This window comes from Stutzerimonas stutzeri (assembly GCF_024448895.1).
Taxonomy (GTDB): domain Bacteria; phylum Pseudomonadota; class Gammaproteobacteria; order Pseudomonadales; family Pseudomonadaceae; genus Stutzerimonas; species Stutzerimonas stutzeri_Q.
Map to the genome: position 1 here is coordinate 58,389 of NZ_JAMOIC010000010.1, position 15,284 is coordinate 73,672.

Annotated in this window: 12 protein-coding genes; 6 read left to right on the forward strand and 6 right to left on the reverse strand. The window is 61.0% G+C overall.

Features of this window, described 5'->3' with window-relative positions; all coding sequences use genetic code 11:
• Nucleotides 1–58: 58 nt before the first annotated feature.
• From NA619_RS13515 to NA619_RS13525, 3 genes are all read right to left on the reverse strand, one after another.
• Nucleotides 59–994: a rhodanese-related sulfurtransferase gene (locus tag NA619_RS13515; RefSeq protein WP_255962369.1), complete on the reverse strand. Its 936-nt coding sequence runs from the start codon at nucleotides 992–994 to the stop codon at nucleotides 59–61.
• A gap of 241 nt (nucleotides 995–1,235) precedes the next feature.
• Nucleotides 1,236–1,535, reverse strand: coding sequence for a BolA family protein (locus NA619_RS13520; protein WP_255962370.1), 300 nt, complete (start codon nucleotides 1,533–1,535; stop codon nucleotides 1,236–1,238).
• A gap of 15 nt (nucleotides 1,536–1,550) precedes the next feature.
• Nucleotides 1,551–2,018, reverse strand: a complete 468-nt coding sequence (locus NA619_RS13525) for a DUF2059 domain-containing protein (protein ID WP_255962477.1) — start codon at nucleotides 2,016–2,018, stop codon at nucleotides 1,551–1,553.
• A 249-nt stretch (nucleotides 2,019–2,267) separates the two neighbouring features.
• On the opposite strand from NA619_RS13525, the gene NA619_RS13530 reads away from it, so the two are divergent.
• The gene (locus tag NA619_RS13530) at nucleotides 2,268–3,659 is read left to right on the forward strand and encodes a class II fumarate hydratase (RefSeq protein ID WP_255962371.1); all 1,392 of its coding nucleotides are present in this window, start codon (nucleotides 2,268–2,270) and stop codon (nucleotides 3,657–3,659) included.
• 264 nt (nucleotides 3,660–3,923) lie between these two features.
• On the opposite strand, the gene NA619_RS13535 is transcribed toward NA619_RS13530, so the two are convergent.
• Together NA619_RS13535 and pap are read right to left on the reverse strand one after the other, a co-directional pair.
• Nucleotides 3,924–5,108 (reverse strand): thiolase family protein, encoded by a 1,185-nt coding sequence (locus NA619_RS13535; protein ID WP_255962372.1) that lies wholly within the window; start codon nucleotides 5,106–5,108, stop codon nucleotides 3,924–3,926.
• Between the two features lie 146 nt (nucleotides 5,109–5,254).
• Entirely contained in the window at nucleotides 5,255–6,736 is a 1,482-nt protein-coding gene (gene pap, locus NA619_RS13540; protein WP_255962373.1) for a polyphosphate:AMP phosphotransferase, read from the reverse strand.
• A 180-nt stretch (nucleotides 6,737–6,916) separates the two neighbouring features.
• Between pap and mnmC the strand changes: the two genes are divergently transcribed.
• Nucleotides 6,917–8,890, forward strand: a complete 1,974-nt coding sequence (gene mnmC, locus NA619_RS13545) for a bifunctional tRNA (5-methylaminomethyl-2-thiouridine)(34)-methyltransferase MnmD/FAD-dependent 5-carboxymethylaminomethyl-2-thiouridine(34) oxidoreductase MnmC (protein ID WP_255962374.1) — start codon at nucleotides 6,917–6,919, stop codon at nucleotides 8,888–8,890.
• Between the two features lie 55 nt (nucleotides 8,891–8,945).
• Here mnmC and NA619_RS13550 read toward each other — a convergent pair whose 3' ends face one another.
• Entirely contained in the window at nucleotides 8,946–9,185 is a 240-nt protein-coding gene (locus tag NA619_RS13550) for a DUF1127 domain-containing protein (protein WP_255962478.1), read from the reverse strand.
• A gap of 95 nt (nucleotides 9,186–9,280) precedes the next feature.
• Between NA619_RS13550 and NA619_RS13555 the strand changes: the two genes are divergently transcribed.
• The 4 genes from NA619_RS13555 to NA619_RS13570 all read left to right on the forward strand — a co-directional run bounded on the left by NA619_RS13555 (nucleotide 9,281) and on the right by NA619_RS13570 (nucleotide 15,239).
• Nucleotides 9,281–10,135 (forward strand): LysR substrate-binding domain-containing protein, encoded by an 855-nt coding sequence (locus tag NA619_RS13555; protein ID WP_255962375.1) that lies wholly within the window; start codon nucleotides 9,281–9,283, stop codon nucleotides 10,133–10,135.
• Nucleotides 10,136–10,313: 178 nt separating this feature from the next.
• Entirely contained in the window at nucleotides 10,314–12,086 is a 1,773-nt protein-coding gene (locus NA619_RS13560) for an N-acetylglutaminylglutamine amidotransferase (protein WP_255962376.1), read from the forward strand.
• A 61-nt stretch (nucleotides 12,087–12,147) separates the two neighbouring features.
• Nucleotides 12,148–13,890 (forward strand): N-acetylglutaminylglutamine synthetase, encoded by a 1,743-nt coding sequence (gene ngg, locus NA619_RS13565; protein WP_255962377.1) that lies wholly within the window; start codon nucleotides 12,148–12,150, stop codon nucleotides 13,888–13,890.
• A gap of 149 nt (nucleotides 13,891–14,039) precedes the next feature.
• Nucleotides 14,040–15,239, forward strand: coding sequence for an osmoprotectant NAGGN system M42 family peptidase (locus NA619_RS13570; RefSeq protein ID WP_255962379.1), 1,200 nt, complete (start codon nucleotides 14,040–14,042; stop codon nucleotides 15,237–15,239).
• The last annotated feature ends 45 nt before the right edge of the window (nucleotides 15,240–15,284 follow it).

Below are 15,284 nucleotides of genomic sequence, written 5' to 3' on the forward strand. Positions count from 1 at the left end.
CGGTGCTCCGGTTGTCTCAGGTGAAGCGCGGGCTGCGCACCTTCATGATTTGGCTCGGTTACGCATCGTGCTTGCGGTAGTTGTAACCGATCGGGTGTGGTTGGTTGCGCTTGAGTGCCAGCTCAATCTGCTTCTGCCGCTCCCGCGCGCTGTGGCGAGTCCTCTCGCTGAGGTTATCCCAGCAGTGCGGGCAGCTGATGCCTGGAGCGTAGTGCTCCGATTGGCGGTCCTCCACCGAGATCGGAGTGCGGCAGGCATGGCATTGGTCGAAATCGCCTTCGGTAAGGTCGTGGCGCACGGTCACGCGGTTGTCGAAAACGAAGCAGTCGCCGCGCCAGCGCGTCTCTTCCTGCGGCACCTCCTCCAGGTATTTGAGGATGCCGCCCTTGAGGTGATAAACCTCCTCGAACCCTTCGCCAAGCATGTAGCTGGACGCCTTCTCGCAGCGGATGCCACCGGTGCAGAACATCGCGACCTTTTTGTGCTTGGCCGGGTTGTAATGCGCCTTGATGTAGTCGGGAAATTCACGGAAGGATTTGGTCTGCGGGTCGATCGCCCCCTCGAAGGTGCCGATGGACACTTCGTAGTCGTTGCGGGTATCGATCAGCAGCACTTCCGGGTCATCGATCAGCGCATTCCAGTCCTTGGGGTCGACATAGGTGCCGACGCGCTGATTGGGGTCCACACCGGGCACGCCTAGGGTGACGATTTCCTTTTTCAGCTTGACCTTGGTGCGATAAAACGGCTGATCGTCGCAGTAGGACTCCTTGTGATCAATGTCAGCCAGACGCGTATCGGTACCGAACCAGGCGAGCAATGCATCGATGGCCGCACGGCTGCCGGATACCGTGCCATTGATGCCTTCTTCGGCAAGCAGCAGCGTGCCTTTGATGCCATTGGCGTTGAGAATGTCGAGCAGGGGCTCACGCAGCGCAACGTAGTCCGGCAGGGAGACGAACTTGTACAGCGCCGCGACGACGATTTTCTGGGTCATGCGGAATAATCTCTCCAGTGGCCACCCGCGCAAGGGGCGGACCGGGAATGCGAAAACAACAACGCCGGCGTGAGCCGGCGCGGCGCGCATTCTAGCAATAAATCTTTCTTCAGGCTTCAGGCTTCAGGCTTCAGGCTTCAGGCTTCAGGCTTCAGGCTTCAGGCTTCTCAGTGTGCGCCCCGGCGCCGAAAAGCTGTCAAACGCTTTTCTCCTGCAGCCTACCGTTTGTGGCCTCCCGCCTCTATTTATGCCCACCGGCGCAAACAGGCGAAGCCGGCGCGGCGCCCTGCTCGGCCCATTCCTCTGGCGTATAGGTGTGCAACGCGAGGGCATGGATCTGTTGCATAAGGTCGCCCATTGCGGCGTAGGCCTTCTGATGGCGCTTGACCGGATTGAGCCCGGCGAACTGATCGCTGACGATCACCGCCTTGTAATGAGTTTCCTGCCCGCGACTGTGCATGTGGCTTTCGTCCAGCACATGCAGATAGGCAGGTTGCAGGGTGACCTGCAGGGTCGTCTCGATCGTGGCTTGTTTGGACATGATTGGCAGGCTCTCTCAGGGCTTTTTCTGGGTATCGAGTTCGGCTGTCATATCAGCCAGCAGCTTGTTCACTTGCGGCACTGCCTCCTGCAACTTGGCCTGGGTCACCTGAGCCGATCGCGCATTGAGCTGGGGCAGCTGAGTGAGCATCTTCTTGCCCAACTCGGATTCGTAGAATTCGTTCAGCCGGCTCAATTCTGCCTCGCTGAAGGTATCGGTGTAGAGCGCTATCAGATCCGGCTTGACCTCTTTCCAGCCGATCGCCTTGTCGAGCGCAGCGTCGGCCTTGGACTGATAACCCTCCAGAAGCGCGCGCTTGCTCTCCGGTGCCTGAGTCTGGGCGAATCGCTCGGCGAACATCTGCTGGACCTGAGCGTAAACCGGAACGGAAATCCGGTCGGCATTGACCAGCTCCAGGAATCGCTCGGCCTGGGCGGCATGGCTGGCGCTGTCAGCGCTGGCATGGCCGGCGACCAATGCCATCGACAGGACGCCGCAAAGGCCGAATGCACGGAGCCCTGATCCACGAAGCCCGCAAGCACGTAGCGTGATGGGAGATAGCCTGAAAGTATTAAGAGCGCGCATTGGATGATCCTTGCCGAGCGATAGATGAGCCTCAATGGACACATTCTGCGCGCGGAGTTCCAATCGCTCAAGGAACAGCCGAAGGCCGATTGAACCTGTCCCGTTCACGGGCGACCTAACAGGAAGACCTCATTGATGGAGCACGGCATGACCCGCACCGAAACCGATAGCCTGGGCCCAGTGGAAGTACCCGAACAGGCCTACTGGGGCGCTCAGACCCAGCGCTCACTGACCAACTTCGCCATCGGCGATCAGCGCATGCCACTAGCCGTATGCCACGCGCTGGCGCTGATCAAGAAGGCGGCTGCGCGAGTCAACGACCGCATCGGCGACCTGCCGCCTGACATCGCGCGACTGATAGAACAGGCCGCCGACGAGATCCTGCATGGCCAGCACGACGACCAGTTCCCGCTGGTGGTCTGGCAGACCGGTAGCGGCACCCAGAGCAATATGAACGCCAATGAAGTGATTGCTGGGCGTGCCAACGAACTGGCTGGAGGTACGCGCGGCGGCAAGAGCCCGGTGCACCCCAACGATCATGTTAACCGCGCGCAAAGCTCCAATGACTGCTTCCCTACCGCCATGCACATTGCCATCGCGAGGGCGATTCAGGACGACCTGTTGCCGTCGATCGCCGAACTGTCTGGCGGCATTGCCGAGCAAGCGGCTCGCTACGGGCAGCTGGTCAAGACCGGGCGCACTCACATGATGGACGCGACACCAGTAACTTTTGGCCAGGAACTGTCAGCCTTCGTTGCTCAGCTGGATATTGCCGAACAGGCGATCCGCCATTCTCTGCCAGCCGTCTTCGAACTGGCTCAAGGCGGCACGGCCGTGGGCACAGGACTCAATGCACCGCACGGCTTCGCAGAAGCGATCGCGGCCGAGCTGGCAGCGCTGTCCGGCCTTCCCTTCGTTTCCGCGCCGAACAAGTTCGCTGCGCTTTCCGGTCATGAACCGCTGGTAGCGCTTCACGGCGGATTGAAGACCCTGGCCACGGCGCTGTTGAAAATCGCCAACGACCTGCGCCTGCTCGGATCGGGACCACGCGGCGGATTTGCCGAAGTTCGCCTGCCGGCCAACGAGCCGGGCAGCTCGATCATGCCGGGCAAGGTCAACCCGACTCAGTGCGAGGCGCTGTCGATGCTTGCCTGCCAAGTGATGGGCAATGACGTCACGATCGGATTCGCCGCGAGCCAGGGTCACCTGCAGCTCAACGTCTTCAAGCCGGTGATCGTGCATAACATGCTGGAGTCGATTCGGCTGCTGGCCGATGGCTGCCGGAATTTCAATACCCATTGCATCGTCGGTATGAAGCCGGATGCAGCGCGGATGGCCGAACACCTGGAACGCGGGCTGATGCTGGTCACCGCGTTGAACCCGCATATCGGCTATGACAAGGCAGCGGAGATTGCCAAGAAAGCCTACGGCGAGGGCACAACGCTGCGAGAAGCGGCGTTGTCTCTGGGATACTTGACCGATGAAGAGTTCGATCAGTGGGTGCGCCCGGAAACCATGCTCGAATCCAGCCGCAGCTGATCCAGCGGGCTATACATCACGCCAGCCTCTTTTGGTCGAATAAATTCGACCCTACAAAGGCACTGAATACGACCCTCACTTGGTCCTATTCTGTAGGGGAGATTTTATTCGCCCGCGCCGCCGGCCTTAGCCCGTAGGGTGGGCTTCAGCCCACCGGTAACTTCACCGCAAAGCAACACGTTCGCACTCTGGCTGATATTCATCAGACATGAAAAAACCCGCGCCATCTGGCGCGGGTTTCTTAGTCGTGCCTAAGACGACTGATCAACGCACCGCTTCGAATAATCCCGAAGCACCCATCCCGCCACCTACGCACATGGTCACTGCGCCATAGCGCAGATTACGGCGCTGCAGTTCGCGGATCAGGTGGCCCGCGGTGCGCGAGCCGGTCATGCCGAATGGGTGGCCGATGGAAATCGAGCCGCCGTTGACGTTGAATCTCTCGTTGTCGATCTCCAGGGTGTCGCGGCAATACAGGCACTGCGAGGCAAAGGCTTCGTTGAGCTCCCAGAGATCGATGTCGCTGACCTGCAGACCCTTGGCCTTGAGCAGACGCGGCACGGAGAAGACCGGGCCGATGCCCATTTCTTCCGGCTCGCACCCGGCGACGGTGAATCCGCGGAAAAACGCCCGCGGCTTGAGTCCCAGCTCAAGCGCCTTGTCCAAGCTCATCACCAGGGTCATCGAAGCGCCGTCAGACAGTTGCGAGGCATTGCCGGCAGTCACGGAACCGTCGTCGGCAAATACCGGCTTCAGGCCGGACAGGCTTTCAAGGGTGGTGTCGGGGCGGTTGCAGTCGTCGCGATCGACGACGCCTTCATGCTCGGTGCGCTCCCCGGTGTTCTTGTCTTCGGTGAAGTAGCGGACGTTCATCGGCACGATTTCGTCCTGGAACAGCCCTTCGGCCTGAGCGCGCGCAGTGCGCTGCTGGCTCTGCAGGGAATAGATGTCCTGCTGCTCACGGGTCACGTTGTAGCGGCGCGCGACCAGTTCAGCGGTCTGGCCCATGCTGTGATAAAGGCCCGGAACACGCTCTTGCAGGATGGGGTTGAATAGGTTGTCGCTGTTGCGGCTCTTAGCCGTCATGGTGATGGATTCGACCCCGCCCGCGACGATGATGTCGCTGCAACCGGATGCAATCTGGTTAGCCGCGATGGCGATGGACTGCAGGCCGGACGAGCAGAACCGGTTGAGGGTCATGCCAGCACACTGGATGCCCAGATTCGACAACACGGCTACGTTCCGACCGATGTTGTAGCCCTGCGCGCCCTCGTTCGAGCCGGCACCGACGATGCAATCCTCGACCAGTTTAGGATCAAGGTTGTTGCGCGACAGCAGCGCGTTGACGCAATGGGCCGCCATGTCGTCAGGGCGGGTCATGTTGAACTTGCCGCGGAAGGACTTGGCCAGGCCGGTCCGTACGCTGTCGACGATCACTACTTCACGCATGGCATACCTCGAATGGATGGGCAGGCCGCTATGGGTGCGACCCGCCTGTTGACGATGAGCCGAGCATAGTTCCTGCCTTTCGGCCTAGGCGACGAACATTCAGCAGGGATATGGTCGGCCATCGCCCGTCCAGTCTTACGCAAAGATCAACCGATAGCCGCATCCAGCGCGTCGCACAGCGTTCGCAGCACCTTTACCCGGGCGAAGCGCTTGTCATTGGCTTCGATCAGCGTCCAGGGCGCGATCTCGGTGCTGGTGCGGTCGACCATGTCCGCTACTGCATGACCGTAGTCGTCCCACTTTTCCCGGTTGCGCCAGTCTTCCTCGGTGATCTTGAAGCGTTTGTGCGGCGTGTCTTCACGTTCCTTGAAGCGCTCCAGCTGCGTTTCTTTATCGATCGACAGCCAGAACTTGACGACCACAACACCTGCATCGACTAGCTGCTCCTCGAACTCATTGATTTCGGTATAGGCGCGCAGCCATTCATCCGGCGAACAGAAGCCTTCAACCCGTTCCACCAGCACGCGGCCATACCATGAACGATCGAAAATGGTGAACTGGCCGCGCGCCGGAACGTTACGCCAGAATCGCCACATCCAGGGCTGCGCCAGCTCATCTTCACTGGGTGCCGCAATCTGTACCGTGCGATACAGCCGTGGATCGAGCGCGCCGGTTACTCGGCGAATGGCACTGCCCTTGCCGGCTGCGTCGTGCCCTTCGAACAGGGCCAGCACAGCACGCTTGCGCAGACGCGGATCGCGCAACAACTGCGAAAGGCGCGCCTGCTCCTGAGTGAGCTGATCCTTATAGTCGTCCTTGCTGAGCTTTTGCTCCATGTCGAGGCTGCCGAGCAGGCTCAGCCGGTCGAGATTCAACTCCACGGGCGCAGTGTGGGGCTGCGAGGGTTGCTGATCGGCTGCATCCAGCGCTGCATTCAGCCCTTCGAGCAACAGGCGGCCGGCGGTCAGGCTGCGATAGCGCTCGTCATGCCCCTCGATGACGTACCAGGGTGCGAAATCGCGGCTACTGCGCCGCAAGATCAGCTCACCATGGCGCACGAACTTGTCGTAGGTCTTCGATTGCTGCCAATCCAGCGGGCTGATACGCCAGCTGTGCAGCGGATCGTCCTTGAGCGATTCGAGACGCTGCAGCATGCGGTCCTTGGACAGGTGAAACCAGAACTTGAAGATCAGCGCACCCTCGGCACAAAGCATGCGCTCGAACCGCTGGGCACGGTCGATGGCGAGTTCGAGGTCAGCCTTCTTGATGCGCCCGTGGACGCGGTCCTCAAGCATCTTGCTGTACCAGTTACCGAAAAAGATGCCCGTCTGCCCCTTCGCCGGCAGGCGGCGCCAATAGCGCCATGCCGGTGGATGAGACAGCTCCTCGTCAGTTGGAACATCAAAGCTGTCGACGCGGATCAGCCGAGGGTCCATCCATTCGTTGAGTTGCTTGATCGTCTCGCCTTTGCCCGCGCCTTCGATGCCGTTGATCAGGATCAGCACGGGAAAGCGAGCCTGCTCGCGCAGACGGTATTGGGCCTGCAGCAGCGCCTCGCGTAGAACGGGTTCTTCGTCCTTGAAAGTCGCCTTGTCGATGGTGTGGCCGATTTCCGCCGATTCGAACATCGTGTTCTCCATAGGAATGCTGCAATGAACCCTAGCAGGCCGTCGCAAGCCTGGGCTGGTGTCAGAAGGCACGTCAGGGTGTGCTGTGCCGGACGCGTACACATTAATGCGACAAAGCGCGCCCGCAGCAGGTTTCCTGCTGCTGCTAGAATCGTCTCCTTTTCGCCCCAGGAAACGTCGATGCCCGACCCGATCGCACCCGGTTTTCAGCATGCCGAACTCGACTGGGACGAGAGCGGTGAGCCGCAATCGCGGCTCTACGGCGACGTCTACTTTTCGCGCAGCTCCGGCATTGCCGAAACTACCCATGTGTTCCTGCAGCCAAGCCAGCTTGCCGAACGTTTCGCAGCTCTCGGGACCGACGAGCGTCTAGTGATTGGCGAAACGGGATTCGGCACAGGCTTGAACTTTCTTTGCGCTTGGGCCCTGTTCGAGCGTAGCGCGCAGTCTCAGGCCAGTCTGCACTTCATCAGCGTTGAAAAGCACCCGCTCAGTCGTGATGACATGCAGCGCGCGTTGGCATTGTGGCCAGAACTGCAGCCCCAGGCCCAGCAGTTGCTCGATCAGTACGTGGCGGTCAATCCGGGTTTTCAGCAGTTTCGCTTTGGCCGAGTCGCTCTAACGCTATTGGTTGGCGACGCGCTCGACGGCCTGAGCAGCCTGGACGCCAGCGTTGATGCCTGGTTTCTCGATGGTTTCGCGCCAGCGAAAAACCCGGAAATGTGGCATCCCGCGTTGTTTGCTCAACTGGCCTGGCTGTCTGCTCCAGGCGCAACGCTGGCGACATTCACCACAGCCGGCGACGTGCGTCGCGCGCTGAAGGACGCCGGCTTCACGGTGAAACGAATCCCAGGCTTCGGCCACAAGTGGGAAAGCCTCAAAGGCCAGTTCATCGGCACGTCATCGCAAGCCCCCACACCCTGGTTTGCGCGCCCGTCACATAAACCTCAACAGCGCAGCGCACTCATTATCGGCGCGGGTCTGGCCGGCTGCGCCAGCGCAGCCAGCTTGGCGGCGCGTGGATGGAAGGTGACGCTGCTCGAACGCCATGAGGAAATCGCCCAGGAGGGCTCCGGCAACCCACAAGGTGTGCTTTATCTGAAGCTGTCAGCGCACGGCACCGCGCTTTCGCAGTTGGTGACCAGCGGGTTCGGCTACACCCGCCGCCTGCTGCGCAACCTTCAGCAGGGACGGGACTGGGAGGCCTGCGGTGTTTTGCAGATTGCTTTCGATGCGAAGGAGCGCGACCGTCAGGCCGCACTTGCAGGTGCATTCCCGCCTAGCCTGCTGCGCGCCGTCGAGCGTGGAGAGGCCGAACAACTGGCAGGCGTGACACTGGATGACGGCGGTCTGTTCTACCCAGACGCCGGTTGGGCGCACCCGCCGGCGCTATGCCGCTGGCTGATCGACCACCCCGCGATCGAGCTGATTCGCCATCGCCATCCGCTCGAGTTGCGTCGTGTTGGAGAATGCTGGCAAGCGCTTGCGAACGAGCAAGTGCTGGCCGACGCGCCGGTGGTAGTCCTGGCAGGGGCGGCCGACGTGTCCCTGTTCAGCCAGAGCGCCTGGCTGCCGCTCAAACGCATCCGCGGGCAGATTACAGGTCTGACCGCGACCGAACGGAGCACCGCGTTGCGCACCGTGATCTGTGCCAAGGGTTATGTCGCTCCATCGCGCGACGGCCTGCATACCCTGGGTGCGAGTTTCAATTTTGCCGAAAGCGATCCCGCGCCAAGCACGGCGGAGCATCGTGCGAATCTGGAAATGCTCGAAGAGATCTCAGAGGACCTCTATCAGCGCCTGGATGCCGATGCGTACCACCTGGATGCTCTACACGGGCGCGTGGCGTATCGCTGCACCAGTCCGGACTACCTCCCGATCATCGGGCCGTTGGCAGACCCCGCAGAATTCGCCAGTGCGTACGCGGTACTTGGCAAGGACGCCCGTCAGGTACCTCAGACGCCCTGCCCCTGGCTCGATGGCCTGTACGTCAATACTGCTCACGGCTCGCGCGGCTTAATTACTGCACCGTTGTCCGGCGAACTGCTCGCCGCCTGGCTCGATGGCGACCCGCTGCCTGTGCCACGCGCTATTGCAGAAGCCTGTCACCCAAATCGTTTCCTGCTGCGAAAACTCATTCGCCGCTCCGAATAGCGAATCGCTACCCTGCTCCGGCTGGAGCGTCCTGACCGGGCATGACGCATAGCACTCAGCCCCGGCGAAAGGGTTCGTCCCAGAACGGGCGATTCACTTCAGGCTCGATGTCTGCACGGCTCAGACCGATGTCCTTGAGCATCTCGTCATTCAGCGAGGCGAGCTGCTGGCGCTGGCGGTGTAGCTCATACCAGCGCTTGATCTGCTGCATGGCTGCCCTCAGTACGGCAACCAGCGATAGACGACGGTCCTGAGCTGAATATCCGACTTTCACAAACTCGATATGGCTTTTCATCATCTGCATCTCCGGGTGGATGGCGCCAGTTTCTGCCTGGGCTTATGATCAATCCAACGAATGTTTCTGATGGCGTACATCTCGGAGATTGATGAATGGCCAATTACCCCAGTATCGATGCGGAGCTGCTCCGCAGCTTCGTTGCCATCGCTGATCACGGTGGCTTCACGCGCGCAGCGGAGGCGGTGAACCGCACGCAGTCAGCAATCAGCATGCAGATGAAGCGCCTGGAGGAAGACGTGCTGCAGCGTTCGGTTTTCGAGCGTGACGGTCGGCAGGTCCGGCTCACACCCGAGGGGCAGATTCTGCTCGGCTATGCGCGCCGAATACTCAAGCTGCACGGTGAAGTGCTGACCACCCTGCGCGAGCCGCATATGGTCGGATCAGTACGGATCGGTACGCCGGACGATTACGTGATGCGCTTCCTTCCGGGCATCCTCTCGCGCTTTGCGCAGGCTTACCCGCTGGTGCAGGTGGAGGTGCATTGCGAGCCGTCCTATCAGCTGCTGCAGCGGCGAGACCTTGACCTCTCCATCGTGACCCGTGAACCGGGAACCGAGATCGGTCAACTGCTGCGCCGGGAACGCTTTGTGTGGACCGAAGCGCCAGGCTTCAACACCCATGAGCAACGGCCGATGCCACTGGCGATGTTCAACACCGAGTGCTTCTGCCGTGCCTGGGCGTGCAACGCCCTGGACAGCATGGACATCCCGTACCGTGTCGCCTACACCAGCCCGAGCCTGTCGGCGCTGATGGCTGTGGTCAATGCCGGTCTGGCGGTCACCGCTCAGCTGCAGAGCCTGGTAACAGCCGACATGCGCTTGCTGGGAGAAGCCGAGGGAATGCCTGAGTTGCCCATGAGCAGCATCGTCCTGCTACGCAGTGAACGTAACCCCTCGCAGGTCAGCGAAACCTTGGCCGAGCATATCGTTGAAGGCTTCCGCCTATGACCACCCGCCAGGGTGGCCTGGCAGATCGACCGGCCCGCATATCAATGCTGCACCCGGCCACAGGCCGTTCCAAAGCGTGCTACACGACGGATGGGAGCTGGACGCACCTGTCTAAAACCTGAACTTCACAGTTTGCATGCCGGTCACATTTCCCAACGGCTTAACCGGAAAGGATCCTATGTGTGGCATAGCTGGCGAACTTCGCTTTGACAATCAACCGGCCGATCTGGCAGCGGTTGAACGCATCACCCAATCCCTGACTGCTCGCGGTCCGGATGCCTGTGGCTTCAATAGCCAGGGCCCTGTTGCACTCGGGCATCGGCGTCTGAAAATCATGGATCTGTGCGAGGCTTCCGGCCAGCCGATGATCGACTCCGCGTTGGGCCTGTCCATGGTCTTCAACGGCGCTATCTACAACTATCCCGAACTGCGCTCAGAGCTTGAAGCTCTGGGCTACAGCTTCTTCTCCGGCGGCGACACCGAGGTGTTGCTCAAGGGCTTTCATGCCTGGGGCGAAGCGCTGCTGCCGCGCCTCAACGGCATGTTCGCCTTCGCCATCTGGCAGCGTGACGTGCAGGAACTGTTCATCGCTCGCGACCGGCTCGGCATCAAGCCGCTTTATCTCTCCAAGACTGGGGATCGCCTGCGCTTCGCCTCGACTCTGCCTGCATTGCTCAAAGGTGGTGACATCGCCGGCGTGCTGAATCCGGTGGCACTGAACCACTACATGAGCTTTCACGCGGTCGTACCGGCACCGGATACCCTCATCGCCGGTATCGAGAAGCTGCCGCCGGGCACCTTCATGCGTGTCGACGCCCATGGCAAGTCCAGCCAGCATCGCTGGTGGGCGCTGGAATTCGGCGCTTCGGAAGAAGAGCAGCAATACAGTTTCGAGGACTGGCAGGAACGCACCCTCTCCACCCTGCGCCAGTCCGTTGCCCTGCGTCAGCGCGCGGCGGTCGATGTCGGCGTCCTGCTGTCCGGTGGCGTCGATTCCAGCCTGCTGGTCGGCCTATTGCGCGAAGCAGGCGCGACGGACAACCTGCTCACATTCTCCATTGGTTTCGAAGATGCGGGCGGCGAGCGCGGTGATGAATTCAAGTATTCGGATCTGATCGCGCAGCACTACCAGACACGACATCACCAGCTGCGCATTCAGGAAAAGGAAATCCTCGAGCAGCTGCCAGCGGCATTCCGCGCCATGAGCGAGCCGATGGTCAGTCATGACTGCATCGCGTTCTATCTGCTATCGCGCGAGGTCTCCAAACATTGCAAGGTGGTGCAGAGCGGCCAGGGTGCCGATGAGCTGTTTGCCGGTTACCACTGGTATCCACAGGTGGACGGCGCGGCAGACCCGGTAGCCGCTTACCTGCAAGCCTTCCGCGACCGCAGCTACGAGGAATACGCCGAGACGGTGCAGCAGCAATGGGTCAAAGGCGATTTCTCCGGCGACTTCGTGCGTCAGCATTTTGCGCAGCCAGGGGCCGACGCGGCGGTAGACAAGGCACTGCGGATCGATAGCACAATCATGCTCGTGGACGACCCGGTCAAGCGCGTCGACAACATGACCATGGCCTGGGGTCTCGAGGCACGGGTGCCATTTCTCGACCATAACGTGGCTGAGCTATCGGCGAAGATACCAGCCAAGTACAAGCTGCCCGACGGCGGAAAGTACGTCCTCAAGGAAGCGGCGCGCAAAGTCATCCCCGCCGCTGTCATCGACCGGCCCAAAGGCTACTTCCCGGTTCCGGGGCTCAAGCATCTGCAGGGCAACACCCTCAACTGGGTGCGGGAAATGCTGACCGATCCGAGCCAGGATCGCGGCCTCTATAACCCGGCAATGCTGGACAAACTGCTCAATGATCCACAGGGCCAGCTGACGCCCCTGCGCGGCTCCAAACTCTGGCAGCTGGCAGCCGTGAACCTGTGGCTGAGCGAACAAGGTCTTTAAGAATCCAGGCATGACGCGGGGTGAATAGCGCCCCGCCATGACCAGCTCCAAGGAATTCATCATGCAGAAGTCTCAAGCGTACGGACAGCGACTGTTGCGGGGCCAGACGCCCACTTATGAGCGCCTGCAACAGCGCCTCGCCGAGGACGGCAAGGAAGAATCCCAAGCGCCGGTAACGCTGCACTGTGGTTGGGGCCGGATCCTGATTGGCCATACCTATTCGGATCCAGCGAACCTGGCTGCCGACCTGCTTCACGAGCAAGCCGGCGAACGGGACATCGCGCTGTACGTCGCCGCACCGCATCAGGTCCTCGCTTACGCCCCGCAACAGCTGTTTCTCGACCCGTCCGATACGTCGCGCATCTGGTTTACCGATTATCGTCCGGCACGTCGCAGCTTCAGGGGATTCGGGATCCGGCGCGCCCAGAGTGAGGCGGACTGGAAGGCGATCAACTGCCTGTACCAGTCCCGCGGCATGCTGCCGGTCAACCCCGAGTTGTGTACGCCGAGGGAGCAAGGTGGTCCCGTGTACTGGCTCGCGGAAGACGACGATTCCGGGCAGATCATCGGCAGCGTCATGGGCATCAACCATCACAAGGCGTTCAATGATCCGGAAAACGGCTCAAGCCTCTGGTGCCTCGCGGTTGCCCCAAGCTGCACACGCCCCGGCGTTGGCGAAGCGTTGGTCCGTCACCTGATCGAGCACTACATGGGCCGCGGTCTCGCCTATCTGGATCTGTCGGTGCTGCATGACAACAAGCAGGCCAAGGCGCTCTACGCCAAGCTGGGCTTCCGTGATCTGCAGACCTTTACCGTCAAGCGCAAGAACACCTTCAACCAGCCTCTGTTTCTCGGGCCGGGCCCGGAAGCCGAGCTGAACCCGTACGCGCGGATCATTGTCGACGAGGCAAGGCGTCGCGGCATTGAAATCACCATCGATGATACCGAGGCCGGCTTGTTCACCCTGACTCAAGGAGGGCGAAAAGTGCGTTGCCGCGAGTCGCTTTCCGATCTGACGTCGGCAGTCAGCATGACGCTATGTCAGGACAAGAGCCTGACCCATCGGACTCTTGCCCGCGCCGGGCTTAAGCTTCCGGCTCAGCAGCTGGCCGGTACGGCTGAAGAGAACGCAGCCTTTCTGGAGAAGCATGGCAGCGCGGTAGTGAAGCCGGTTGATGGCGAGCAGGGTCACGGCGTGTCGGTGGATCTACGTAATAATCAGGACCTCGAAGAGGCAATCGTCCGGGCGCGTCAGTTTGACCAGCGCGTGCTGCTGGAGAGCTTCCATCCGGGCCTGGACCTGCGCATTGTGGTTATCGGCTTTGAGGTTGTGGCCGCCGCGATCCGTCGCCCGGCCGAGGTGGTCGGTGACGGAAGCCATACCATCCGCGAACTGATCGAGACACAGAGTCGCCGTCGCCAGGCTGCTACCGGTGGCGAGAGCCGCATCCCGATGGATGAAGAAACGCATCGTTGCCTGACCGATGCCGGTTTCGACTATGAAACCGTTCTGCCGCGCGGCGAACATCTGGCGGTCCGGCGTACGGCTAATCTGCACACCGGAGGAACGCTGGACGACGTTACCGAAGAACTGCATCCCGACCTTGTCGATGCCGCCGTCCGAGCCGCACGCGCTCTGGATATTCCGGTAGTGGGACTGGACCTGCTGGTGCCGGCCGCCGACCAGCCTGACTACGTCTTCATCGAAGCCAACGAACGGGTCGGGCTTGCCAATCACCATCCGCAACCTACTGCCGAACGCTTCGTTGACCTGCTCTTCCCGCTGAGCCACGGCACGCATTAGTGTCGAAGTAGCGCCAGCGATGCGGGACTCGCGAATCACTGCTCGCGTCCCGCCAGCAGCCGCAGCGTTGCGACTTGCTTGCGGCACTACCGCGGCTCAGCTTCACTTACACGACGGCGGCAGCCTTCATTCGCCGCTAAGGACTGATCATGACTGCAAAGCTTCCCGATCCGGACATGAATTATCTGCAGCGCGTGCTGCTCGAAATGCTCGCCATTCCAAGCCCTACCGGATTCACGGACACCATTGTTCGCTATGTCGCAGAGCGTCTGAAAGAGCTGGGCATCCCTTTCGAGCTGACGCGTCGTGGGACCATCCGCGCGACACTCAAAGGCCGCCGGTATAGCCCCGACCGCGCAATAGCCGCGCATCTGGACACCATTGGTGCCAGCGTGCGTGAAATTCATGAGACCGGACGCCTCGGGCTGTCACCAGTGGGTTGCTGGTCGAGCCGTTTCGCCGAAGGCAGCCGTGTAAGCGTTTTCACTGACACGGGCGTCGTGCGCGGCAGCGTGCTACCCCTGCTCGCCTCCGGCCATGCGTTCAATACTGCCGTGGACGAAATGCCGATCAGTTGGGATCACGTCGAATTACGTCTGGATGGCTATACCAAGAGCCGCGCCGACACCATCGGACTTGGCATCAACGTCGGTGACTTCGTAGCTTTCGACCCGATGCCGGAGTTTACCGACAGCGGCTACATCAGCTCCCGTCACCTCGACGACAAGGCCGGCGTAGCGGCGCTACTGGCTGCGCTCAAGGCAGTGGTGGAAAGTGGCCGCGAGCCCCCCATCGATTGCCACCCGCTCTTCACCATTACAGAAGAAACCGGTTCTGGCGCCGCCGGGGCGCTCCCATGGGATGTGAGCGAGTTCGTCGGCATCGACATCGCGCCAACCGCCAAAGGTCAGGAATCCAGCGAGCATGCGGTCACCGTCGCCATGCAGGATTCGGGCGGCCCTTACGATTTCCATCTCTCACGGCACCTGCTCAAGCTAGCGAATAACCATGAGATCCCGGTGCGCCGCGACCTGTTTCGCTACTACCACAGCGATGCTCAGTCAGCGATCGCCGCAGGCCACGACATCCGCACCGCGTTGCTTGCCTTTGGTTGCGACGCGACGCATGGCTACGAGCGGACACACATTGACAGCCTGACGGCGATGAGCCGGCTGATCTGTGCTTACCTCCTGAGCCCACCGGTGTTCGCCAGCGACGCTCATGCAGGAAAGGACACGCTGGAGAATTTCAGCCATCAACTCGAACATGACACCCAGATGCAGAACGACACGCGTCTACCGCCAGTCGACTCGATTTTCGACAAGAGATCAGACGACTCGTCGGACTGAACCACACATTTCATGATGTGCCGCCAACTTGGGGCATTTGAAGAT

Bases quoted from the DNA above. Each gene is read 5' to 3' on its own strand.
- NA619_RS13530 (WP_255962371.1), top strand. From the start codon at position 2,268: ATGACCCGCACCGAAACCGATAGCCTGGGCCCAGTGGAAGTACCCGAA.
- NA619_RS13525 (WP_255962477.1), bottom strand. From the start codon at position 2,018: ATGGCATTGGTCGCCGGCCATGCCAGCGCTGACAGCGCCAGCCATGCC.
- NA619_RS13515 (WP_255962369.1), bottom strand. From the start codon at position 994: ATGACCCAGAAAATCGTCGTCGCGGCGCTGTACAAGTTCGTCTCCCTG.
- NA619_RS13535 (WP_255962372.1), bottom strand. From the start codon at position 5,108: ATGCGTGAAGTAGTGATCGTCGACAGCGTACGGACCGGCCTGGCCAAG.
- NA619_RS13560 (WP_255962376.1), top strand. From the start codon at position 10,314: ATGTGTGGCATAGCTGGCGAACTTCGCTTTGACAATCAACCGGCCGAT.
- ngg (WP_255962377.1), top strand. From the start codon at position 12,148: ATGCAGAAGTCTCAAGCGTACGGACAGCGACTGTTGCGGGGCCAGACG.
- NA619_RS13555 (WP_255962375.1), top strand. From the start codon at position 9,281: ATGGCCAATTACCCCAGTATCGATGCGGAGCTGCTCCGCAGCTTCGTT.
- NA619_RS13550 (WP_255962478.1), bottom strand. From the start codon at position 9,185: ATGAAAAGCCATATCGAGTTTGTGAAAGTCGGATATTCAGCTCAGGAC.
- mnmC (WP_255962374.1), top strand. From the start codon at position 6,917: ATGCCCGACCCGATCGCACCCGGTTTTCAGCATGCCGAACTCGACTGG.
- NA619_RS13520 (WP_255962370.1), bottom strand. From the start codon at position 1,535: ATGTCCAAACAAGCCACGATCGAGACGACCCTGCAGGTCACCCTGCAA.
- pap (WP_255962373.1), bottom strand. From the start codon at position 6,736: ATGTTCGAATCGGCGGAAATCGGCCACACCATCGACAAGGCGACTTTC.
- NA619_RS13570 (WP_255962379.1), top strand. From the start codon at position 14,040: ATGACTGCAAAGCTTCCCGATCCGGACATGAATTATCTGCAGCGCGTG.